Annotated in this window: 18 protein-coding genes and 1 pseudogene; 10 read left to right on the top strand and 9 right to left on the bottom strand. The window is 67.0% G+C overall.

Annotated elements, in window-relative coordinates:
* Nucleotides 1-55 precede the first annotated feature (55 nt).
* The 3 genes from ACLQ25_RS07785 to ACLQ25_RS07775 form a co-directional block, all read right to left on the bottom strand.
* Nucleotides 56-4,822 carry a hypothetical protein gene (locus ACLQ25_RS07785; RefSeq protein ID WP_425730205.1) on the bottom strand — a complete coding sequence of 1,589 codons (4,767 nt, stop codon included), beginning with the start codon at nt 4,820-4,822 and terminating at the stop codon, nt 56-58.
* A 523-nt stretch (nt 4,823-5,345) separates the two neighbouring features.
* Entirely contained in the window at nt 5,346-6,428 is a 1,083-nt protein-coding gene (locus ACLQ25_RS07780) for a site-specific integrase (RefSeq protein WP_425730204.1), read from the bottom strand.
* Nucleotides 6,429-6,571: 143 nt separating this feature from the next.
* Entirely contained in the window at nt 6,572-6,880 is a 309-nt protein-coding gene (locus ACLQ25_RS07775; RefSeq protein ID WP_425730203.1) for a hypothetical protein, read from the bottom strand.
* Nucleotides 6,881-7,381: 501 nt separating this feature from the next.
* Here ACLQ25_RS07775 and ACLQ25_RS07770 point away from each other — a divergent pair.
* On the top strand, nt 7,382-8,038 hold the full coding sequence (locus ACLQ25_RS07770) for a hypothetical protein (RefSeq protein ID WP_425730202.1): 657 nt from the start codon (nt 7,382-7,384) through the stop codon (nt 8,036-8,038).
* A gap of 143 nt (nt 8,039-8,181) precedes the next feature.
* Here the strand turns inward: ACLQ25_RS07770 and ACLQ25_RS07765 are convergent, their stop codons facing one another.
* The 4 genes from ACLQ25_RS07765 to ACLQ25_RS07750 form a co-directional block, all read right to left on the bottom strand.
* Entirely contained in the window at nt 8,182-8,463 is a 282-nt protein-coding gene (locus tag ACLQ25_RS07765; RefSeq protein WP_124770913.1) for a hypothetical protein, read from the bottom strand.
* A 116-nt stretch (nt 8,464-8,579) separates the two neighbouring features.
* Nucleotides 8,580-9,458: a hypothetical protein gene (locus tag ACLQ25_RS07760; protein WP_425730201.1), complete on the bottom strand. Its 879-nt coding sequence runs from the start codon at nt 9,456-9,458 to the stop codon at nt 8,580-8,582.
* Nucleotides 9,459-9,472: 14 nt separating this feature from the next.
* Entirely contained in the window at nt 9,473-11,683 is a 2,211-nt protein-coding gene (locus tag ACLQ25_RS07755; protein WP_425730200.1) for a hypothetical protein, read from the bottom strand.
* 80 nt (nt 11,684-11,763) lie between these two features.
* On the bottom strand, nt 11,764-12,558 hold the full coding sequence (locus ACLQ25_RS07750; protein ID WP_425730199.1) for a hypothetical protein: 795 nt from the start codon (nt 12,556-12,558) through the stop codon (nt 11,764-11,766).
* 168 nt (nt 12,559-12,726) lie between these two features.
* Here ACLQ25_RS07750 and ACLQ25_RS07745 point away from each other — a divergent pair, with 168 nt between their 5' ends.
* The 5 genes and pseudogenes from ACLQ25_RS07745 (at nt 12,727) to ACLQ25_RS07725 (ending at nt 16,882) form a co-directional block, all read left to right on the top strand.
* Complete coding sequence (locus ACLQ25_RS07745; RefSeq protein ID WP_393368404.1) at nt 12,727-13,233, top strand: hypothetical protein; 507 nt, start codon at nt 12,727-12,729, stop codon at nt 13,231-13,233.
* Between the two features lie 287 nt (nt 13,234-13,520).
* The gene (locus ACLQ25_RS07740; protein WP_425730198.1) at nt 13,521-14,093 is read left to right on the top strand and encodes a Crp/Fnr family transcriptional regulator; all 573 of its coding nucleotides are present in this window, start codon (nt 13,521-13,523) and stop codon (nt 14,091-14,093) included.
* Nucleotides 14,094-14,192: 99 nt separating this feature from the next.
* Nucleotides 14,193-14,288, top strand: a pseudogene (locus tag ACLQ25_RS07735) (SigE family RNA polymerase sigma factor); the annotation flags it as partial.
* Nucleotides 14,285-15,466 carry a hypothetical protein gene (locus ACLQ25_RS07730; protein ID WP_425730197.1) on the top strand — a complete coding sequence of 394 codons (1,182 nt, stop codon included), beginning with the start codon at nt 14,285-14,287 and terminating at the stop codon, nt 15,464-15,466. The pseudogene ACLQ25_RS07735 and the gene ACLQ25_RS07730, both read left to right, overlap by 4 nt.
* 228 nt (nt 15,467-15,694) lie before the next feature.
* On the top strand, nt 15,695-16,882 hold the full coding sequence (locus ACLQ25_RS07725; RefSeq protein ID WP_425730196.1) for a hypothetical protein: 1,188 nt from the start codon (nt 15,695-15,697) through the stop codon (nt 16,880-16,882).
* 75 nt (nt 16,883-16,957) lie between these two features.
* On the opposite strand, the gene ACLQ25_RS07720 is transcribed toward ACLQ25_RS07725, so the two are convergent.
* Both ACLQ25_RS07720 and ACLQ25_RS07715 read right to left on the bottom strand, forming a co-directional pair.
* The gene (locus ACLQ25_RS07720; RefSeq protein WP_425730195.1) at nt 16,958-18,094 is read right to left on the bottom strand and encodes a hypothetical protein; all 1,137 of its coding nucleotides are present in this window, start codon (nt 18,092-18,094) and stop codon (nt 16,958-16,960) included.
* Nucleotides 18,058-19,107 (bottom strand): transporter substrate-binding domain-containing protein, encoded by a 1,050-nt coding sequence (locus tag ACLQ25_RS07715; protein WP_425730194.1) that lies wholly within the window; start codon nt 19,105-19,107, stop codon nt 18,058-18,060. Before ACLQ25_RS07715 ends, ACLQ25_RS07720 begins: the two co-directional genes overlap by 37 nt.
* Nucleotides 19,108-19,678: 571 nt before the next feature.
* Between ACLQ25_RS07715 and ACLQ25_RS07710 the strand changes: the two genes are divergently transcribed.
* From ACLQ25_RS07710 to ACLQ25_RS07695, 4 genes are all read left to right on the top strand, one after another.
* Nucleotides 19,679-19,909: a winged helix-turn-helix domain-containing protein gene (locus ACLQ25_RS07710; RefSeq protein ID WP_425730193.1), complete on the top strand. Its 231-nt coding sequence runs from the start codon at nt 19,679-19,681 to the stop codon at nt 19,907-19,909.
* Between the two features lie 218 nt (nt 19,910-20,127).
* Nucleotides 20,128-20,895: an SGNH/GDSL hydrolase family protein gene (locus ACLQ25_RS07705; RefSeq protein ID WP_425730217.1), complete on the top strand. Its 768-nt coding sequence runs from the start codon at nt 20,128-20,130 to the stop codon at nt 20,893-20,895.
* A gap of 3 nt (nt 20,896-20,898) precedes the next feature.
* Nucleotides 20,899-21,345: an imidazolonepropionase-like domain-containing protein gene (locus ACLQ25_RS07700; RefSeq protein ID WP_425730192.1), complete on the top strand. Its 447-nt coding sequence runs from the start codon at nt 20,899-20,901 to the stop codon at nt 21,343-21,345.
* Between the two features lie 104 nt (nt 21,346-21,449).
* On the top strand, nt 21,450-22,352 hold the full coding sequence (locus ACLQ25_RS07695; protein WP_425730191.1) for a sulfurtransferase: 903 nt from the start codon (nt 21,450-21,452) through the stop codon (nt 22,350-22,352).
* Nucleotides 22,353-22,372 lie beyond the last annotated feature (20 nt).

The raw sequence follows: 22,372 nt of genomic DNA, 5'->3' as shown, positions 1-22,372 counted from the left end.
CGAATGAGCGGGTCACCTTTTGATTCCACTTCCGCTTCGAGCTGCGGGCAACATATCAGCGGAACAATTCGTCCATGCGTTCTGCCATCTGTACGGCTTGTGGCCATCCCGCGCGCACAAATCGTTCGAGCAGGACGCGTACGGCGGTAACGCACTCAGGGTCGCCCAAGACGAGTTCCCGGTGGTCGGCCACGAAGCGATTGATCAGCTTGAGGGCGGCGTCAACGCCGAGCGACTCGGCGACGTAACCCTGATCCTCGATGATCGCCCGCATCGTTAGGAGCAATGCCGGCTTGGGCTGGAGCGTGCTTAGGTGCTCGACCGTCTCGATGATGTGGTGCGTGACCGCCGGGTGGTGAACCTGGCGAATGCCGTCCAAAAGTGGCAGCGCGAGCTTCGCGAAGAGGAGCGGGTCACCGAATTCTCCGCGAGAACCCTGCTGTCTATCGAAGGCGCCGCTGGCTAGGTAAATTTCCTGAGCGACTGCGTCAGCCACGGTCAGCGCGCTCTCCATTTGCGTGGGCTCGGCCCAAGCGGGTTGGAGCGGTTTCAAGGTGAGCGTCAGCAGCTCGAATGCCTTGCGTTGTGCTCCTTGAAGGGAGGGGTCGGCCGGATTAAGGAGATCACGGAGGTGCCTCGCTATCACGATCACCGCAGCGGCATGGTCGGTAGGGCTCGAAAGCCACGCTCGAACCGTGGACCTGGCAAAAGGACTGTCGTATAGGACCGCAAGGGCTGTAAGGCACTGAACCACAGCCTCACATGGGGTGTCATGAATCTTTGTCGGATCATGGCCCGGATCGAGCAGATAAGGCCAATCAGGCATGGAGGTCAAGCGGGCGAGTATTCCATCCACGTCAAAGGGTCGACTATGCACATAACGTGCCATCACATGGACTAGCACTGAGGCGACGTGGTCGTCGGTTTCGGCTGCGAGCCGGCTGTCGACCTGGGAGAGAAGTTCGTTCGGCTCGGTGAAGATGAGGCCAATGGCGGTCGTGCTGAGGTATCGGTACGTCCACTCGCTGCTGTCGAGATGGCTGAGCAGGTGTGCACTTAGCTGGTCACCGTGTGCGCGCTGCCACTCGGGTCGCGTGAGGAGAGTGCGTGCGGTGCTCAGCGCTCCGCTTTCGGGTGTGCACGACCAACTCGCGAACCGGTTGTTGTTGATGCCGGGCAGACTTCCGGCGGGGCTGGGCTTCGGCATGGCCGCCTCGACGGCCTCGAAAATCTGTCGACCGAGGACCGTGTTCGGCAGAACCTCCGGCAGACGAGCGATGTGGTCGGCGGCTCGCAGCAGGCGTTCATGCAACTGCAGGTTCGTGGTATCCGCAGCGCACGTGGCGATGAGCTGCGGCCACATGGCCACCAGCTGCCGGCTCGCGGCGTCACGGTTGTCTGACTGGTTGGCGGTCCCGAGGGCCTCGTCGACCTGCCGGAGGAGCCGCGCCTCGGGGGACGCGTCAGTCGCGCCCATCTCAGGCTCCACACGACGTGACTTGTCGTTCGGAACCAGGATGGGGGGCAACGGGCAATTTGTATCCTCGCTGGCCCTTCCAGACGCGAGGGCGCTCAGCAGCGCTTCCTGCCGCGCGCGGAGGCTGTCCCGCCGTGGCTCCGGGTCGGCTGTGCCGGGTTCGGTCGCCGCGACAATGGCCTGCTCCAGCGCGTCGCGCTCGGACGCGGAGAGCAGTGGGGACAGGCGGGCGGCGACGTGGCCAGCGGCCGGCCATGTCTGGCTGTGGGCAAAGAGCGACGGACTCGCCAGCGCCGGCCGGAGGGCGTGCGCGAGCGCTGGTGACTCGCTTGTCGCGGCTCGGTGAAGCAGCCGGTTCCACACCTCGGCGTGGGTGAGGCAGTCGATGAGCAGATCGATCGCATTGCCGCAGTCCGGCGCGAGCTTCTCGATGCCGTCGACGAGGGCGTCGGCCATGGCGGGGAGCGAGCGATGACCGCCCGCGTGCCGCAGGTCGCCGCTGTACCGTACCCACGGCCGCTGGCTTGCCTGCGACTCGATGCTGCCGTACTGAAGCACTCGACGGGATTCAACAATTTTGATAAGGAGCCTGGTCGCCGCGACGACGTCCACCGCCGCCAAGGCGGGGAACGCTTGGCTGACCTGGTACTGGGTGCTCTCCAGATCCTGCTGGCGGTTCGATGTAAGCGGAAGTATTTGACTGTTGAGCATGTTCGTTGACTGCGTCCGGTCGTCCTCGAAGAGCCACACGCTTGCGCCGAGGTCGACGGCGAGGCCGGAATCCTGGGCTGCAATCTGCGGTAGAACGTTGATCAACGGACGGACGGCTCGAACGCCCCAACCGCGCAGCGCGGGTGGGGCGATGACCAGACGGATGGTGTCGGCGGTCGCGGCAGCGTCGAGGGTTGCCGCGGCGGCTAGCGCACGGCCCCCGGGATCGGCAAGATTCGCGCGATGGGGGTCATTCACGTCGGCTAGACCAACGATCACGGCGGCGATAGCGGCGCTGACCCAACCGCGGGCAGCAAGTGTGCCGGCCATCGGCGCTTGATCACCCGCCGCGCGGCGGCCAAGCTGCGCAACAAGAAGCGCCAACCCTACGTCGTCATTGTTCACGCTGTGCAGCGCAAGTCCCACCAAGAGCTCCCCGAACGCGTCCAGTGCGGCGGGGCCCGCCTCGGCAGCACCAAGCCCGGCTGCGACCAGGAATGCCAGCCCGCGCGCATCGTCGACCGTCCAGGTTGCATGGTCTGTGGTCGCGAGACAGGCCGATTCGAGTAGTCCCAGCTCGGCTGCGGCGCGTAGCTCGTGAGCGGCGATCGTAGCGGCCGCTGCGGCGGCCAGCATGTGCCCGGATTGCTGCGCGGCGAGTCGTAGGGCGAGCCGCCAATAGCTCGTCCGGCTCGGATCGGCGTGCCAGGCGATCGCTAGGCGGTAGTCCAGACTCGGACGGAGGACCATGACGAGATCCGGGTCCTTGTCGAGGCTGTCAGCGACACTTTCCGTGATGCCAAGATCGCCGAGCGCGATGATCGCGGCGGCGTAGTCGAACAGGACGGGGTGGGCGAAACCGAGCGGCTGGCTCGCCGCCCACGGGCTGGTTGGGCTTTCTCTCAGCACGCCGTCGCGGAGCAGGCCATCGAGGACGGTCAGCATGGCCGCCTCACCGAGCTGCGAGTCGCTGACCTGCTGGGAGCGAGCGTTGACCATTGAGGTGACCAGGGTCTGCAGCACGCGCTGCCGTACTCGCCCGTCGGGGGCATCGACGACGCGTAGTCGCCAGAAGCGGGTGAGCAGATCCAGGCGGCTGCGGATCTGGGACACGTCCAGATCCGCAGAGATCAGCTCGCCCACCAGGTTCAGGTTGAACGGGTTGGCCAAGAGTTCTGCCAGACGATCGTCGGCCCGGTCGAGCACCCTATCCATTGAAGGGCTGGCGCCGCGTACCGTTGCGATCTCTTCCGCCGTCAGGTCGCCGATCAGTAGGTGGGCGACCTGGGAGAGTTCCGGGTCGAGGTGGCTGGGGTCGACTGGCGTCCCTGCGAACATCGTTCGCCAGCGAGGGCCGTGACGAAGGTCGAACGACCGGATGCTGCCGATGATCCGCCAGCGGGTTTCGCGCAGACGCTGGCCCAGCTCGGGCAGCCAGCTCGACGCCTCGACGCCTCGGGTCTGATCGATCCCGTCGAGCAGCAGAAGTCCGGGGCGCGAACCCGTCCAGCCCGTCAGGACCTCATGCAAATCATGGTCCAGGTTGAGCTCGGCGCGGGTGTCACCGGCCGTGCCCCGCAGTTGGTGGTGCGTCAGGTAGACGACGTCGGCCGCCTGGCGGTCTGCGAACCGGTGCAGGACGACCGACTTGCCGGCACCCGGATCGCCGGTGATCGCCACGTTGCCTTCGGATACGTCGAGCAGTTCCGACACGGCCCGGCTTACCTGAACGTTGCCTTCCGGCGCGGTGAGGGTGAGATTCGTAGGCGGCGAACCGAGATTGCCGGTCGTGACCGCTTGGAGCCGCTGGACGTCCCGGCGCAGCCGCGCTACGGGCGTGAGGTGAAGGCCCAGGGTCTCCAGTTCCCGGACCAGGTCGGCGCGCTCCACCCATGAGCGCTCGGCGGCCAGCCGCTGTCCGATCAGTTCCAGTTCACGCCACAGGTGAAGCGCCTTGTCTGGATCTCTTAGAAGATCGCGAAGATCCAGGAGGAGGGCACGGAGATCGCTGCCCTCATCCCGTAGGTCGAGCGCCCGCACGGCGAGCGGACGGAGCAGCGATCTCAGGACGCTCTCGTCGGAAGTCGTGCCGTGACGCTTGGCCCATAGACGTTCCAGGTGTCCGCGCAGGGTGCGCAGGGAGGCTTGTTCGTTGGCATTGGTGGCTGCCTCGGCCAGGGGAACAGCTTCAGGCCAGGTACGCAGCCGATCGACGAGCCGGGCCATCGCGACGGCGATCGTGCTGGGGGCCTCTTCGTTTGTCAGGATCACCACTCGGTCGACGCGAGGGTCGAGTGGCCGCAGTTCATCCTGGTTCGGCGGCCGGCCGGGAACGCCCTCCGCATCGATCGCCACCAGCTGCTCGAGTGCCGCAGCAAGATCACTGTCCGGATGGTCACTGCGCGCCAGTCTCTTCTTCGCCTGGACGCAGACCCAACCCGTCGCGTCGGTCAGCCCGCCGACGTCATCCACGGGGCGGCCGGTCTGGCTGCCTACGCCGAGCACCAGCCGGCCTGAGGCCCAATCCGGCAGCGCCGTCTCGGCGAGCATGTGAGCGGCCAGCCATGCAACACATCGGTTCTCGTGCAGAACACCACCTGTAGTGCCGGACCCGCCGGCCGACGACTGCGTCACCTTGCTATCTCCCAAAGGCATCGAAGTTGCCGCCGACCGAAGTCCCATGCCTGGACCATGACGGAGTTCTCAGGATGATCCGGAACATGCGCGATCCGCGCCGACCACTCAGCCTGCTGATTTGTTGCGGCGATGAAGCGCTTGCACACGCCGTTCACGTCAGGCAGCCTAGGTCAACCGTCCGACACTTGGGCTGAACCCCGATGGGCCTTCGTACCGATCAAGCCTTATCGGGGTTGAATGCGCTTAACGCCCGCCCTGCTGCTCGGTCGATCCCAAACGCTGGGCCTCTCGCGGATCGTGCCATAGGCAAACGGTGGCGGACGTTGTGATTAGGCTAGCCGTGCGGCCGCATCACCGGTCGCCCCCGCTACGAGGTTTGTAGTGCTGGGCCAGGGTACCGAAACCCGAGTGATCGACTATCCCGGCCAACGGTGGCGTGCCTGAGCCAACGCGAGCGTCTCTGGTTCCCTTCGGAACCTGACACTCGCTTCAAGTCGGCACCCTTAAAGGCCGACGCCGGTCAGGGGTTAATTTGCCGTCGGTCGATGTCTTTGATGTAGCCATGCAGGGTGGTGGAGCCGTCCTTCCAACCGCCGGCGCGTGCGATGCGCAGGAGGTCGGCGCCGGTGCGGTAGGCCTCGGTGGCGAACCCGCGGCGCAGGCTGTGGCCGGACCAGGCGGCATGCGGGTCGAGGCCGGCAGCGGCTGCGGTGCGGGCGACGATCAGGGCGACTGCCTGGCCGGTGAGCCGGCCGTCCGCGCTGCCGCGGCCGGTGGGCACGAGGCCGAGCCGGCCGTGCCGGTCTATGCGTACTAGCAGCGGGCCGGTGGTGCGCCGGTGGTCGGCCAGCGTGGTGAGCCAGGCATGCGCGGTGTGCACCGGGCAGGTGCGAGGGTCAATGCCCCAGGGGAGGTCCGCGGTCCGGCCGGCGGAGTGCCGGTCGGTTTTGGCGGTGCCCACGGTCACGTGCAGTCCGTTGGGGGTGAAGACGAGGTCGGTGATGTCCAGGGCGGTGAGCTCACTGCGCCGGGCCGCGAGGGCGAAGCCGAGCACGAGCAGCGCGATGTCGCGAACGCCGGCGGGAGTGCTCCGGTCGAGGACGGAGACCATGGCCCGCAGCGCGGTGACGGTAACCGGGGCAGCCTTGCGCGCCCGCCCGCCAGGGCCGCTGGTGGCCTGGTCACGGCGGTAAGCACGCAGCACGGCGCGAGGACCGTCGGTGGGCAGTGCAGCGGCGGCGGTGGCGCGGTGCGCGGCGGCGATCGCGGCCAGGGCTCGCTCGATGGTGGCGGGGGCACGGCCGGCGTTGGCGAGGGACCTGACGTAGTCGGTGACGACCATGTGGCTGTCGGAGCCGTCGGCCAGCAGGGCGTGCAGCGCTGCGGCGAGCGTGTCGAAGTCGTCGAGAGTGGGGACCACGTCCAGCAACTGCTGGTCGCCGCACCAGGTGAGGAAGCGGCGCAGGTCACCGGTGTAGGCGCAGCGGGTGCTCTCGGGCATCACGCGGCGCAGCCGATCGTGGGTGCCAGCCCGCAGGATCACCGGCTGCCGGCTCGCGGGCGCGTTCCCGGTGATGTCGGCGTCCTTTTGCGACGAGGTCACGGCTCACCGCCCGACGGTCGTCGCGACCGTTCTTCGATCACGAGAAGAGATATTATCGTGAATGAGGTAGCAGCGAGCTCCGCGCTTGTGTGATTGCACCTAAAACAGCCGATGGTCATGACTCTCTCCAGGGGTCTACCGCCTCAGCGGCCGAGCACGCTGTCGACCAGCCGCCGCAGCGCGTCGATCACCTCGACCGTGCCCTCGCCGGTCACCGTGCTCCGACGCCCGCGGCGTCCGCGCATCGCCACCACAGCGGCGGCCGCCACCAGCACCCCGGCCAGCAGCCAAGGCGCGATCAGCACGCAGCCAGCAACCACCAGGCCCGCCACTGGATGCCCCACCGCAGTGCCGCCAAGCGCGGAGACCACCGCGCCGCCGCTAGCGAGCGCCACCACTCCCCAGGCCGGGCCGGACCCACTGGACCCACCCGGACGCATCACGTTGAACACAGAACTTCCTTCAAGATCGTTTTTTGGGCATGAAAAAACCCCGAGCGTCCACTCGGGGTTATCTATCGCTCGAGGCGCGTGGGAGGCTTCACCTCCTCGTGGGGAAGGGTCCGCCGGCAGCAGTCAGGTGACTGTAGGTCCGGCGGAGAGCAGGTGTGGTGCGATGGTTGCCCGGGGTGCAGGGCGACCTGGCCAGCCCGACCGAGATGGTGACGTAGCCGGAGGTCTTGCCAAAGCCAGCCCAACGAGAACAGGGGTTGGGCGGGCAGCAAAAAAGGCGGCACCGCTCATCGGTTCCGCCTTGGTTTAAGGGCTCCGCCCGAATTTGGGCGCGCTGCACCTACTGCGGAGATAGTGGCACGCGAACGAATGCCGGTCAAGAGTATCTCGGCAAATTCACGTCTTCCCAGCTCAGACGGGTTGTGGGCGCTCCGTGCGGCTCCATGCCATCGACAACGAAGGTTGCCGTCGATTGAATTGCGACAACTAGCATTGTCGCTCGTGGACCACACTCGCCAAGAGCTGTTCGAGCTGACGATGCGCCACGCCGTGGACCTGCTGGCCCAGCACGGCGTAGCAAAGACCGCCAGTTCCAACCCGTTCTTCAACAGCCCTCAGGACGAGCGCCGGGCGCACGCCCTAGCCGTCCTGCAGACCTGCCGTGAGCTGACCGTGCAGCTTGACCAGTTGGCCGACGATGCTGCGCTGCAAGCCCAGCGGGCGCAGGCAAGTTATGCCGAGATCGGTGCCGCCCGCGGTGTCAGCCGCCAAGCCGCCCGGCAAGCAGCGGTACGGCACGAGCGGCGCGTCCAGGCCCAACAGGCCGGCCGACAGGCCGCCCGCCGAAGCGCGTTGGACGACGACGAGTGGAACGATCTCGAATACCAGGGGCAGCTCGCGCGGGAAGAACGCGAGGAGCGCTGGCCACCCCGGTCGTGGCGCTACCGGGCGCCGACCGGCTACCGCACGGTCACCCTCATTGATGGCCCGGCAATCGAGCACACGTTCCGGGTCCCCGTTGGTGACGACGCCTTCCCGTTCGTCGACCGCTACCAGGTCTTCGGGCGCATGCACGAGCGCTACGCCAGGTACACGGCCACGAAGCCCGGAGCCGACCAGTACTACTTCACTGGCGAGTACTTCATCCGCTGGTCATGAAGTTCCGAGCCGCGTTGCCGCGGGTCTCGCTGTCCCGCGGCAACCGAATGACTACCGGTCCGCGCTTGCGCATTCTGGCTGCGGGCACATTCCACCTACAAGTTGGATGTGTGATGGAGTTTGCGCATTGCGGTGCACCGGCGTCAACTCGACGCGCTTGGCCGCTTCAAGGTGCCGGTGCGTGGCGGTCCGCCCTTGGCGCGGCGGGTGATGGCCTCCACCTTGGCCGCCTGGTCGAAGCGGTACCAGGTAGTTCCTCGACCTCGGCCGGTTGCGTGATGGCGGGGCAAGAGGCCGTGGAGCGTGTCGGCGGGGTTGGCAGAGCGGCGTGCCCAGTCGCGAACCCGGTCTGCGGTGACGTCGGGACCGAGCCCTTGCGCGATCTCGGCGGCGGTGCCGTACTCGTTGCCGGCGATCCAGATCATCAGCCCACCGTATTCGTATGAACGGCGCTCGTCACACCTCAAGGACCAGGCATGAACAGCGGCCCGAAGGCTCATCTGGCTTCTTACAACGCTTGACTACCTCAGATGGGTAGAGGTCACTGCGCCTTGGTGCCGTCTGAGGTTGGGCGGTAAGTGGTCGACAAGAGGTCAGGAACGTCGGCTAGGACGTCGTCAAGCAGCCTGATGACCTCGTCAGCCTCGTGCGCCTCCAAGGGCTGCCCGACTCGTCCGCTACGTCGGAGTATTCCGTCTAGGCGAGTAGCAAGAAGGTCTACGTTCGCCTTCTCTTCTGCGGTCACGTACTGTTCGATGACGCTGGCCAGATGCTCATCGGTAAGATGGGCTGCGGCATGCGCGAGAGGGCTGTGGCGCAGCCGGTCTAGCACCGCGATCCAACGTTGGGTCAGTTGGTCGGTCCGCTGGGCTCGTCGCAGGAGTAACTCGTGCTCGCCTTCCTCCTGAATCCGTTGGAGGTGGATCGCTCGAAGTTGTTCGCGTACCTCCGGGTCGAGACGGACCCTCACCTCGGGCCGGCAGCGAAGAGCGATCCCCCGTCGTTCATAAGTGCGGTAGCTTCGCGAGAGTTCCCGGTTGAGGCGGTACTCGAGTTCGCTGGCCTGTTGCGGGTAAAAATGTCGTGCCAGCTCAGCACACTGTCTCTCAACATCTCTCCGTGCCAGGTCGGCAAATTGCAACGACCAGGCACCTAGCAGTTCTTCGCTCAGCTTTTCCGCGTGCCAGGTCAGCAGCACCTGGATCTCAAACGTGAAGACGAACCCGCGTGCCGGCACGATAATGGGCTGGGACAGCCGACGGCGTTGGCTGACGCTCTCCGGGACGGATTGTCGAATCGGCGGTGGCGGACCGGGAAGGAGGCGGTTCGCAGCGAGCCACAGCCGCCTCAGCCATGATTTCAGGCCTCGCCACCAACGGGCGAGGGCATTCGTAGAAGCAAAAGCGTTGGGGGAGGTCATGGGCACTCCTGAGCTCAGGCAGCCGAAGCAAAATGGGATAGGGCACCTGCTCGTGATAGCCAGTAGGCGAACCGTGGCTGCACGCTCCGGTCGAGGACGAGATTCCGGAGCAGGGCGCGAAAGGCCTCGGCGGTCGGTGGGTATGCCCGGAAGGATCGCAGCCAGTGACCCAGTTGGCGCCAACCGTTCTCTGCAAGATCGGGGTCCAAGAGGATTAAGCGCCAGATCGCCGCCACATCTTCTAAGGCTTGGGGCGATGCGCCTGCTAGCGAGAGCAGCGGAAACTGGCCGGGAAAGGGAAGTTCCGACGTTGTCAACCGGCTGAACGCGCGACCGGCCGCGACCTCAAGGACGGAATCCTCACTTTGTGACCATTTCTTGAGTAAAACCAAGATCGGGGCATGGCCGAGATCCCCAGCCAGTCGAGTGACCGACTCCGTGACCTCGTGGCCGAGATAGCCGTGGGCGTTTCGGGCGACGTGGGTCAGGTCATGCAATAATCGGTTGTGATTCACGGTTCGGAAGCCCATAGACCATGCCTTGGCGGCTGTGTCTCGTTCAAATGCGGCGTCAGACCGGGCGAGTGAGGAAATTTCCACGCTCACGCGGCTGCTGATCCGGTGGCTCGGTGATCTGTCGGGGGTCCCTGAGTTGGCAAGGTTGGCCGCGGCCACCAGCGCCGCCGCAGCTGCTCGGCGAAGGGCGGGCTTCCGGTCTTTCGCCCAGTTGCTGATCACACTGCTATAAACTTGATCGAAGTCGTGACAGGCGAACCCGGCAGCAGCGACTGCTGCGCAGTGCTTGAAATTCTCAGCGGGATGAGTGGCCAGCGCGTCCAACCACCCGATGAGTGCCGACCGGCTGTTGTCGAATTCGTTCCAGGAAACGTCCAGAAGTGCCCGAACCATATCCGGCTCCACCTGCGCCATCCGGGTCGCCACGTCAGGTCGGAGCCGATCTGCTAGCTCCTCCTCGCCGTCCCAGTCGCCGGCAAGATCGTCACCGAGCAGTCTGGGGAGGCTGTGTACCAGCGCGGGCCGGCCGATGGCGGGATGGGCGAAGAGCCCATCGAGCTTCTCTAGCAACAGCCCGGCCGCATCCGTCACGTGGGCGATCGGATGGCCGGAAAAGACTGCATAGGTGACTCGTAGCGCCCTGCGGTGCTGCAGTTGGCGGTGTTGGTAGTCGCTGTCGACGGTAGGCATCTCCAAAATGGCGCGTGCACGAACACGTCGCCGCACTTCTCCGGACGGAAGCAGTGCGGCCAGTTCTTCATTGCTTTGCGGAATTCTGGTCGCGATAACTTCCGCCTGCTGTGCGCATTCTCGGGGCCGAGCCAGCAGCGTCACGCCGCGGCGGAGGAGATCGTTTTTCAAGAGCCTCCGAGCGTAGCGGATCCCGCAGTGCCCGTCACAGTGCTCATGGCCGTCAACACAGCGGCCATGGAGGTTATAGACGAGGTGCCGACGGAAAACAGCTATCGGATCGAAACTGCCTTTCTGAAATACCTCCGCGTGATGAAGCACGCGGTCTGGCACGTCTAGGTCGCGTACCAAAACCGCACTCGCTTCTTGCTGCTCAAAGGTTCGCTCCAAAGCTCGGAGTAGCCCAGCAGTGGCGTTGGCGCCGAGTCGAATGATGTAGCCGTGCCCCTTCTGCAGTAAATCCGCGTGATCTCGGATCTGCAAAGGATCGCTGGACTCGGGGAGCATGATCTCCCGAACGCGTTCCTGGCCGTGGCGAGCGACGAGTGCAGCGCAGGCAGTCGTCGAGCGCCCCGTGCCAACCGGGCCTGCGAGGCCAACTACCGGGCTTCGACCCAAGCGTTGTGTTAGGTCACCGAAACATGCAGGCTTGACTAACGTGGCCACCTTGAGCTTAATCCGGCGAACGGGCTCGGCACTTAGTCGAGCGCGATCGTCTTGGCCGATGTTGATGATGTTGCCGATGATCCGCGCATAGTCGCCATAGACCGTTGGTCCTTCGTTTCGGACGTCGTCGAACCGGAAGCGGTTGCCCTGCCGTGGCATCCATGCTCTGAGCGTCGGATTGGACTGCATGAAGTCGGCAGAATTGCCAGACTCGTCGATCTCCGTCGCATCCTCCGACTGGTCCTCTGCCTCCTCGTCCTCCTCACTGGCCTTTGTGTCGCGCAGATCGACGCCCGCCTCGTCCCGGTCATGCTCGGGATTCCCTGCTGTCGCCGGCTGCTTCGAATCGTCCACCTCCGGCCCAGAGCCGGGCGTTTCCGCACCAGGCCCTGCATCGACTGGTAATGGCTCGTCAGCGGGGGGACGGTGGGGAGTCACCGTTCTCGCTCCTCGTCGTCGCGCCACACCGCGTGTGAGCCGTAGGCGCGGCCGTGGTCGCCGTACACGGTAGGCCCGTTATTCGTGACGGTGCCAAAGTCGAACCTGCTACCGCCGGAGGGACTTGCTGCCGATGGCCCTGTCTTTCCACCACTACGACGAGCGTTCCCTGGTCCATCGGCGGCGAGCACGAAGGGAGCGCAGTTGACATTCTCATCTGGCACAAACACCCAGGCCTCGTCCACGAAGGACTTCACCTCAACATCTACCCGACGGAAGCGGTCTGGCCGGATGCCGCTGTAGGACTGGCAAACGACGTCGCGGTGAATGGTGGCTGATACGATTAGCGCTACTGCGGCGTCGGGGAATAAGCCCAATGCCTCCCGAGCAGGCTCGGCATTGACCAGCCGAGCGGCCGTTACAACTGCCTTGCCGGCGAAACCGTTTTCCCCCGGTACTACCAGCCCCTGATGCAAGGCGACACGCATCCGGATACGGGCGTGGTCCGCAGCTTGCCGATTGTGGTCGCGCAGAATCCGGTCCATTGCCGGCACGAGTTCGGCAACGATCCTCGGCTCCGAGGTCCCAGGCGGAAAGATTGCGAACTCACCGTCACCGCTCGCCTGGATCACCCAGCCATTCCGGTCCAGCCCGCAAAGCTTGGCAGCATCTCGCATGATCTTTTGGAAGTTGCTCTGGGCATGGAACTGTCCCATGTCGTCGTTCCTGCTGTAGCTTTCCATGTCCACGAACATGATCAGCCGCCGGTCCGCCTGCGCTGCCGGTGTCATCTCGCCCCCTCGTGCCTCGCCTTGCTTGCGAGACCATGTCACTTATAGCGACGCGCGACGTTGGGAATGCCATCGAAGTACGGGTTTCGGGAATGAGATTGTTGTCGTCTTTGCGTCAAGCCGTACTTCGAAGGGGTCCGGCGGAGACGCCACGGCTTGACTGATGCCATGAGCATCCCTCAGTTCCCGGTGTCATCCGGTACTGCCGACGTGGAACGAGCGTTGGCCACGGCTCGCATGCATCAAGACTCGATCCAGCACGCCGATACCAAGATCGCGAAGCTCGTTGGTGTCTACGGAGCGCTGGCGGGCCTTATCGCCAGTAGCCTGCCCACGCGATCTGAACTGGCAGGCACGCCAGGGCTGGGTCTAGCCCTTGGCCTCACCTGCGTCGTGCTCATCTGCTCGTTGGTCGCCGGTGCCCGGCAACTGGCGCTCGGCTTCCGCCCGGTGGTGACCGGACCAGAAGGACCGAACCGTTTCGGCTTCCCCGATCCTCAATCGCTACCCATCGCCCTAGTCGCTGGTCAGGAGAGCAAGGAGGCGTGGCGGCTCGTGATGCTGCTCGGGCAGATCGCGTACGGCAAGCATTGTCGGGTGCGTTCGGCGCTTCCGTGGACCTTCGTTGCAGTCGCCTCGGCAACGTCATGGCTGGTCCTTGCATCCTTCCTGTGACTGGCACGCCGCTGCTCGGATACCTTCTGCCGGCCGACTGCATCGACCAGAATGGTTGCTGTGCCGATGCAACCGCAACCAGGCCAAGCATCGCCACGTCCGACGGCGAACGGGGTGCTGACATGCAACACCACCAGGACCGACCACAGGACTTGTCACCGTGGCCTCCGGGGTCCCTACTCAGCTACCTGACCCCGCCAGTCCGCACCGCGCTCCTTGCCATCGGTACAGCCGTAAAGGTGGAGCCGGGAGGCCGCATCCTTCGCGAAGGCGACGAGGGTAGTCATATGGTGCTGCTCCGCGATGCGTTGGCGAAGGTAACTGTCAATCTGGCAGATGGGCGTCAGGCCCTTCTAGCAATCAGGGTTTCGGGTGACGTCGTCGGTGAGATCTCGGCGCTGGGCGGCGCACCGCGCACGGCCACGGTCACCAGCTGCGGTGACGGGGTGGTCAACGTCATTCATCGGCGGGATTGGCATCCATTTTTGCAGGATCACCCCGAGGCGGCGCTTGCGCTAGCGGGCACCACGGCTGCACGTTTCCGCTGGGCGAACCAGCGAAGGGTCGACTTCGCCTCTTACCCGGCGAAGGTCCGATTGGCTAGGGTCTTGGCAGAACTATCGGCCGCACACGGAGAGTCGGTGCCGGCCGGCAGAACTCTTGGCGTAATGCTGACTCAAACGGAGTTGGCAACCTTGAGTGGCGCAGCGGAGCCGACGGTGGAGAAAGCGCTCCGCGAGCTTCGGCAGGCCGGAGTTCTTGAGACGGGATACCGCCAGATCACCATACGTGATTTGGCGACCCTGCGGCAGGTGGGGCTAATGCCGAACGTGCGACATGGGTGGACCAAAGGCAGCTGAAGGGTTGGAGTCCAACCGAACCGTATCGAACGATGTCAGAGCGAAGGCGAAGCGCCCTCCCTGCCGCGTATAGTCTCTGGCCTCTTTCGGCCCTTGACTACCGTGAAGAGCCAGACGGCCAAGTCGCTGGCCAGGTTGCGCGCCGTGGCGCCCGAGCTCGCCGAGCTGTACGTCCTGGAAGGAAGCAACCGATGAACGACCAGCGCCTCCGGCTCGATCTGGCCGCCCTGGCCGACGAGGTCACCTCGGTCGACCTGCGGGACCGTACGCTGCGCGCCTCCCGCCGGCTCGGCATCCAGCGCGCGGTTGCCACCTCCGCCGCCGCCCTGGTGTTGATCGCGGCGGCGACCGGCACGGCGTTCGCCATCCGGCCGAACCAGTCCCCGAACCCGCTGCCCGCCGACACCCCGTCGGTCACGGCGACCCCGACGCCGACCCTGTCGCTCACCCCGACGCCCTCCACCAGCGCCGACGCCCCCGGTGCCCCGCCCAGCAGCGGGTCCGGCACGAACACCCCGGCCGTGCAGTTCGGCAAGCTCTTCTACGGCCCCGCCTCGGGGGTCGATGCCAGGAACGCGAATCTACGGTCCTGGAGCCCTGGGGACAGGGTGGTGCAACTGGCGGCTTTGCCGGAACCTACTGCACTGATCCGCGCGAGCATTTCGCCGGACGGACATCGGGTTGCCTGGGTGCAGATCGACGCAGACGGCGGCACCAACCTCTACACGGCTAACGTCGACGGCTCGGACCGGCAGCAGATGCGCAAAGAGGTCGAGCAGACCTGCGTCAACCCGGCCTGGTCGCCGGATGGGCGGTACCTGCTGTTCCGCGAGTGGGATCCGGCGGTTGGGCCTGGCCGGGTCGGGGTGCTGGACACGCACTCAGCGAAGAAGACCGTGCGCTGGTGGGCCAACGAGCGTGCGGGATGTGATGCTCGTTGGTCTTCTGACGGCGAGGTCATCGCGATGATCAACATCGATGGTGGTGTGACGCTGTTCGACAGCAGCGGCAACCGGAAGCGTGACATGCCAGGGCTGGGCCCGAGGGGCACCTGGCGGAATGGGGACGTCGCCAGCCTTTCTCCGAATGGCGATCGCATCGCCCTGTACCAACCCGACCCCGGCAGCGAGGACGGGACCGGTCCCGACGTCGGCGTGGTGCGCGATACCCGAACGGGCGAGGAGATCCGACTGCCTCTGGAGGGCCGAAAGCCGCGGCAGGTGTACTTCCGGGCCGACGGTTCGATGATCGTGCGGGTCCGAGCCGGTAGTGGATACGCCGTGCTGTTGGTGGACGAAGACGGCAAGAAGATTTCCGAGACCGCCGAGCCGGCCAGCCTGAAGGGCACTCACATAATCGCCGTCGTGGACTGACGAGCAGCACCGGAACTGGGTGGGTCACCTCGGGTGGCCCGCCCTTTCGCTGTCCCCACCCGGATCGTTTGGCGGGCGTTGATCACCGTCCGTGAACCGCGGAAATGGTTGCCGGTGCCAAGGGATTCGACTGTCGGATAGCGACGCCCGAGAACGGCAACTCGCCAGCGCCAAGGGCTCGTCTTGGGTGGTATCGAACCCGACCACACTCCGCAGAGGATGCAAACGATGAACCTCGGCCCGTTCACCCGCCCCGCCGCCCCGGCCCACCGCTCTAGCGTGATCGTCGGTACCGCCGCTCTGCTGTTCCTGGCGTTCGGCGCCGCGGCCTGCGGCACCGCCGGCCCGGATGCCACGGATGTCCCCGCCGGAACCCGTACGGCGGTCACCGCGCCCGGCAACGCTGTCACCGCGCCCGGCAACGCTGTCACCGCGCCCGGCAACGCTGTCACCGCGACGGGCGACACCTCTGCCGCCGGTGCGGGTGGCTCCGTGCGGGGCGCGAGCGCCGCCGCACCGCCCGTCGTTCCGGCCCGCCCGGACACCGGGTCGACGCAGTGGCCGCAGCTGACCTGGTACGCAGACCAGGAGTTCGGCCAGAGGCAGAACGACCCGGCCCGGATCTGGCGGCGTACCTCGGGTGGGACCTGGCAGGTGGTGCGAACGGGTCGGCCGCGCAGCGGCACCGCCGACGGCCCGATCGTCGTCTCCCCGAACGGCCAGCGAATCGCTTGGTTGGAGCCGTCCGCCGGCCGACTGGTCATCAGCGCCTTCGACGGCACGCAGCAGCACGTCGTCGGGACGCAGAGCGGGTGGACCTGCACGCCGAGCTGGCTCGATTCCGAGCGTGTGCTGTTCAGCATAGGTCGAGAGAGAGACTGGACATTGGTAGACATCAATGCTGACGGTACCGGCCGTAGGGTCCTTGCCAACCACCAGTCAGACTGCCCGACCGTGGACAACGGATGGTGGGCTCAGGTCGCCAAGCGGACGGTGAGCATCGCGAACGGGCGAGGTACCCGGCGCACCATCAGTCCCCGCATCCCCGCCGACCGCGTCATCGACCGGGTGGCCGGGATCTCCGCGGACGGCCGGACGGCGGTGCTCAGCACCCACGTGCCCAACGCGGGTGAGTGCGGATGCACCTGGGAGTTCCGCACCTACCGGGTCGAAGTCGCGAGCGGGGCGGTCATCGAGCTGGCACCCCTCAAGACGGCCTGGCGCAAGCCGACCGGCCACGGGGCAACGGTCGACGTCGTCTTCGGCGCCGATGGAACCCTGGTGGCTCAGGTAAACACCGCGACGCCGGGCGACGACGCGCCGGCTTACCGCCTGGTCCGGTACGCCTCCAACGGCCGGGTGCTGGCCGACGCGGCGGTGCCCGCCGGCCAGCCGTGGGGCGGTCTTCTCGGCTGAAGCATCCCCGGTGGCCGCTCCACCGGCTACGACGAGGGACCGGCCACGTAGGGGGTGGCTGGTCCCTCCGTCCGGTCACCTCGCGCCGGGGAGGCGGCCCTCGCAGCGGACGTCCGGGTCGGCCACCGGCCGGCGGGGCATCATCCAGTCCAGGGCGGTCTCCTCCACCGGCCAGCCACGCACCGACACCAGGCTGTACGGAACCGCCGCCGGCTGTGGGCAGAGAACCTGCGACTCGACCCACCCGTTCGGCAGGAACCGTACGGTGGCGGTCCGATCCAGCACGATCGTCGACGTGTCGGTCACTGTGATGAGCGCGCCGAGCACCACCTGCCGGCCGTCGGCGGCGGACGGGGGACCGTCCGGGGTTGCCGTACCGCCGTTCCCGGGGGCGCCCGGGGCCGCTGAGGTCGTGCTTTCCAACGACCGCGAGGCCGGGCCACCCGGGGCTGTCGACGCCGGGACTTCCGGGGCCGTCGCGGCCGGTTTCTTCGGGACCACCTCGACGGCGGCGATGGGCAGCAGCGGCACCCGGAGGAACACCGCGCCCATCACCACGGGGAGCACGGCCGCGACCGTGAACGCCAGGCCGTGCGTCAGCGTGGGGGCGATCCACCCGGGGATCGGGCCGGTAAGCAGCAGGGTCGCGGCGGGCGGCACCGCCAGCAGGGCGGCGGTGGCCAGCTCGCCCTCCCGGTACGCCGTCCAGATCGCCGGGCCGAGCACGCTGTACGCCAGGACCGCCGCCGCCAACGGCAGGGCCACGCTGACGAACAGGATGCGGGTCGGCTGATCCGGGTGCAGGTAGCGGGTGCGCAGTGCCAACAGCCAGAGGCCGAGCATCAGCAGCGACGGCAGGAAGCGGAGCTGCCAGGTGAGCGCCGCCAGCGCGACGGCCGCGCTGATCACCCACCCGGGGGTACGTGCCGTTCCGGAGGCCAACAGTGAGCGTTCCGGGTCGAACCGGTCAGGAGCGCTGAGCCGGAGCAGTCGACCGAGTACGCCGAAGGTGAGCACGACGACGGGGAACGCCCACACCAGGGCGATCAGGAGGGCGCTCAGCAGGCCGAGCGGGCTGACGTACTGGACCAGCAGCAGCATCGTGGACATGTCCTGCTGGCTGAGCTGCCAGAGCCGTAGCACCAGCAGGAGGACGGGGAAGGTGGGTAGGAGGGTCAGCAGCCACTGTTGCGCCTGCCGCGCCCCCGCCATCCGACGCGGGCGAACGGCCCAGTGTGAACCGGTGACGACCCGGGGTGCGCCGGGGGCGGCAGGGCGATCCTCTCCCACGGCCACTGTCGCACCTCCACCTTCCTCGGATCGGGTTGCTGCTGCTCCGCGACCGGCTGCGGGAGGTTGTACCCCTGCTGCCAACGGAGGTTGGCGTTGAACGCGTTCTCCCAGGCCGAGTTCTCCTCGTCCTTGGCCGACTCGTAGAGAGCCAGGTCGACCAGGTCGAGCAGGGCCTTGTTGGGGCCGGTGTTGACGCCCCACCGCTCCCGCGGCGACGAGCCGATGTCCCAGTGCCGCAGCGGTTTGACGTTCTTCAGGGTCCCGGTGAACCGCTGACCGTCGTCGCCCGGCCGGTCGCCGGTGACGAAGCCGGCGAGGATCGCCGCGTCGGTGGTGACGGCCTGCACCTTGCCGTCGTACATCTCCTGGATGCACTCGCTGATCCGGTTCCGGCCCACCGGGGTGGCGCCGGCCTCGGCGAGGCGCTGGATGGACGTCGAGGTCGTCAGCGAGCAGACCGTCAGCCCACGCAGATCCTCCAGGCTGCTCACCTGGCCCTTGAAGTCCTTCAACGTCACCACCGACTGCTCGGTGTGCAGGTACGCGGCCGAGAAGACCGCGCCCTCCTCCCGGCGCTTGTCGTTGATGCTGTACGAGGCGATGACCAGGTCGACGGTGACGAAACCCTCGCCGTCCTGGGCCTGCCGACGGGCCCGGTCCTCACTCTCGATCGGCACGAAACGCACCTGCGAGTGGTCGAACCCGAGATAGCTCGCGATCATGTACGCGATGTCGACGTCGAAGCCCTTCCAGACGTTGTTCGGAAGGCGCTGTGAGATGCCCGGCTGGTCGTCCTTCACTCCGATGATGAGCTGCTGCTTGCCCTTGAGCTGAGCGTCCTCCAGCAGCTCGTCCCGAGTCGGCGGACCCATGGCGAGGACGATCGGGACGAGGGCAGCTGCCAGGACGGCCAGCGCGACCACGAGCCCCACGAGTCGGATCTGACGGGTCCGTGTGGTGCGCGACGGTGTGTCCGCCGCCGGTGCCGGACCGGCGGGGCTCGGCTCGCTTGCCTGACTCAACTAGGCCCTCCCGCTGCACGGCCCGATGACCGGTCCTCCATTGTGGGGCCTGCTGGCGAACCACGACACTCCGCCATCAGCCGGATTTGCGACTGTGTCCGTGAGGGCTAGTCGGTCGTCCGATTGCCGGTGTGGCGGTACGTCGTCATGCGCTCCCGGGCCCAGGTCAGCGCTCCGCACGTTCCAACCCGGCCCTGACACCGCTCGCAGGACCCCAGAATCCAGTGCCGCCGGATGATCTGCTTGGCCAGCGTCGGCACCCACTCTGAACGAGGCAGTTCACGCTCGATCACGGCACCTCCCGCACGATGGGCAGGTCCGGCCACCGATCCCAGATCTGGTGACCGGACCGCTATCCGGCACCCCGTCAGTTGCCGACCGATAGGGGCGCTACGGGAAACCTGCCATGGCTAACCATTGCTAGTCAAGCACTCGCCATGGGTGATTAAGTGGGAGGTGCCGATCGATAGGGGAACCGCCAGTGCCGCCGCAGTACGCCTACCAGCGCGTTGCCGAAGATTTGATCAAGCGGATTAAGTCCGGGGAGTTCCCACCCGGCTCGCGACTGCCCAGCCGTGCCGAGTTGTGTGAGCAGTACGAGGTTTCCAGCTTCGTCGCGGACCGGGTCTTCCTCATCCTGAAGATGCAGGGCCTCACGGAGTCACTGCCCGGCGCCGGCGTGTACGTCAAGGAGAACGCGCCAGGTCAGTGACGTCGCCGGCCGACGTTGCGGATGATCGACACGAGTTCACCGAAGTTGCGGTGTCAACACGACCGGGATACCGCGATATCGGCGAACTCGTGTCGATCAAGGCGCTCGATCAAGATGTGCGCATGACCTCCGCCACGTCGGCCGATCGGGGCACCGGACGACACGCCTGCGGTGAAAGACTGGTCGCCGCAGGCAACGGGTGGCGTGAGGGGGCGCGGGTGCGCTGGCGCAGTTATGTCGCGGTCGGGGACAGTTTCACCGAAGGTATGGACGACGCGTACCCGGATGGCACCTTCCGGGGTTGGGCCGACCTGGTGGCGACCCGGCTCGCCGTTGAGGCGGGCCCCGACTTCCGGTACGCGAACCTGGCCATCCGGGGCCGGCTCTTCCCGAGCGTGGTCGCCGAGCAGGTGCCCTCCGCGGTGGCGATGAAGCCCGACCTGATCAGCTTCGCGGCCGGCGGCAACGACGTGCTGCGCCGCACCTTCGACCCGGAGACGTTGGTCTCCCGCTTCGACGAGGTCGTTCGGCAGCTCCGCTCCGGCGGCGCCGACGTGCTGCTCTTCCGATTCGCGGACGTGATGGCACGCCTGCCCGGTCAGCGTCTCGTCGCTCCCCGGGTGGAACTGCTCAACCAGGCGGTCGGCGAGACCGCCGCTCGGCACGGCGCGATCCTCGTCGACCTGTACGCCGACGACACGTTCCTCAACCCGATGCTCTGGAGCACCGACCGACTGCACCTCTCGCCGGCCGGTCACCGACGGGTCGCCGGGCAGGTGTTGAACGCGCTCGGCGTGGGCTGTGACGAGGAGTGGCTGCTGGTCCCGCCGCACCCGGCGCCGTCGCCGTGGCTCGCCGCGCGTGCGTCCGACCTGCGCTGGGCCGGGCAGTACCTGGCCCCGTGGATCAAACGGCGGCTCACCGGCCGGTCGTCCGGTGACACGGTGACCGCGAAGCGCCCGCTGCTCGGGCCGATCGTCGACTGAACTGTGCGTACGTTGCACACCGCGCCGCTGCTGCGCCGCGAACGGGACGGCGAGCCGGTGCCGGAGCACGCCGTGCTGGTCGTCGGCGACCGCATCGAGGCGGTCGGTCCGCTGGCCGAGCTGATCGAGGCGTACGCGGGGGTGCGGGTCCGCCGCTGGGCGGGCACGCTGGGGCCCGGCCTGCTGCACGACGGTCCGCTGCCCGCCGCACCCACCCCACGCGAGCGGGTGCACGCGCTGCTGCGACGCGGAGTCACGGCGGTACTGGCGGAACACCTGACCGACCCGGCGCTGCGGGCCGCCGCCGGGCGAGTAAACCTGCAGGTGCTGACGGGACCCGTGATGCCGACCCTTCCTACCGGCGACCGGGCCGACCTGGCAGTGCACGACGTCGACGGCACCTGCCTCGCGACCGTGGTCGCCGGCCGGATCGTGCACCGACGCGCCTGAACGTGTCGTCCTCGGATGGGCCGGCGGCGTTAGCTGCGACACCTGTGACCCCCCGATTCCCGATGGCGGGCCGCCCAGCGGTGTCGCGGCGTACCTTGGGGCTCATGTCTGTGCCGAACGATCCTGATCCCCGCCTCCAGTCGTACGCCGACCCGCGGCGGCTGGTCACCACCGACTGGTTGGCCGAGCACCTGGGCGACGAGGGCCTCGTCGTGATCGAGTCCGACGAGGACGTCCTGCTCTACGAAGCCGGTCACATCCCCGGCGCCGTCAAGGTCGACTGGCACCTCGACCTGAACGACCAGGTCACCCGGGACTACCTCGACGCGACCAGCTTCGCCGAGATGTGCGCCGCGAAGGGCATCGGTCGGGGCGACACCGTCGTCTTCTACGGCGACAACTTCAACTGGTGGGCCGCGTACGCCCTCTGGGTCTTCTCGCTCTTCGGCCACGCCGACGTGCGGCTGCTCGACGGCGGCCGGCAGAAGTGGGTCGCCGAGGGGCGCGAGCTGACCCGCGACAAGCCGGCCCGGCCCCGCGCCGACTACCCGGTGCCGCTGCGGGACGACGCGCCGCTGCGCGCGTTCCGCGAGCAGGTGATGGCCCACATCGCGGTGGGTCGGCCGCTGGTCGACGTCCGGTCCCCGGGCGAGTACACCGGCGAAATGCTGCACATGCCGGACTACCCGCAGGAGGGCGCGCTGCGGGGCGGGCACATCCCGGGCGCGGTCAACAAGCCGTGGAAGTCCGCCGCGAACGAGGACGGGACGTTCAAGTCCGCCGACGAGCTGAAGGCGATCTACGCCGACCAGCTCGGGCTCAGCCCGGACGACGACGTGATCGCGTACTGCCGGATCGGCGAGCGGTCCAGCCACACCTGGTTCGTGCTGCGGCACCTGCTCGGCTACCCGCAGGTGCGCAACTACGACGGCTCGTGGACGGAGTGGGGCAACCTGGTCCGGGCGCCTGTGGTGAAGGGCGACCAGCCCGGCGGCATCGCCGCCTGAGACGCGGGCTCGGCCGGCTG

Source organism: Micromonospora sp. DT44 (genome assembly GCF_049841635.1).
In the GTDB taxonomy this organism is placed as follows: Bacteria; Actinomycetota; Actinomycetes; order Mycobacteriales; family Micromonosporaceae; genus Micromonospora.
The sequence above is the reverse complement of the archived record's forward strand: the minus strand, read 5'-3'. Positions and strand labels throughout refer to the sequence as shown.

What these genes read in the sequence shown, in the direction of transcription:
- ACLQ25_RS07720 (WP_425730195.1), bottom strand. Translation starts at nt 18,094, where the DNA reads ATGGCGGGGGCGCGGCAGGCGCAACAGTGGCTGCTGACCCTCCTACCC.
- ACLQ25_RS07730 (WP_425730197.1), top strand. Translation starts at nt 14,285, where the DNA reads ATGAACGACCAGCGCCTCCGGCTCGATCTGGCCGCCCTGGCCGACGAG.
- ACLQ25_RS07745 (WP_393368404.1), top strand. Translation starts at nt 12,727, where the DNA reads ATGAGCATCCCTCAGTTCCCGGTGTCATCCGGTACTGCCGACGTGGAA.
- ACLQ25_RS07740 (WP_425730198.1), top strand. Translation starts at nt 13,521, where the DNA reads ATGGTGCTGCTCCGCGATGCGTTGGCGAAGGTAACTGTCAATCTGGCA.
- ACLQ25_RS07750 (WP_425730199.1), bottom strand. Translation starts at nt 12,558, where the DNA reads ATGACACCGGCAGCGCAGGCGGACCGGCGGCTGATCATGTTCGTGGAC.
- ACLQ25_RS07765 (WP_124770913.1), bottom strand. Translation starts at nt 8,463, where the DNA reads ATGATCTGGATCGCCGGCAACGAGTACGGCACCGCCGCCGAGATCGCG.
- ACLQ25_RS07695 (WP_425730191.1), top strand. Translation starts at nt 21,450, where the DNA reads ATGTCTGTGCCGAACGATCCTGATCCCCGCCTCCAGTCGTACGCCGAC.
- ACLQ25_RS07725 (WP_425730196.1), top strand. Translation starts at nt 15,695, where the DNA reads ATGAACCTCGGCCCGTTCACCCGCCCCGCCGCCCCGGCCCACCGCTCT.
- ACLQ25_RS07760 (WP_425730201.1), bottom strand. Translation starts at nt 9,458, where the DNA reads ATGACCTCCCCCAACGCTTTTGCTTCTACGAATGCCCTCGCCCGTTGG.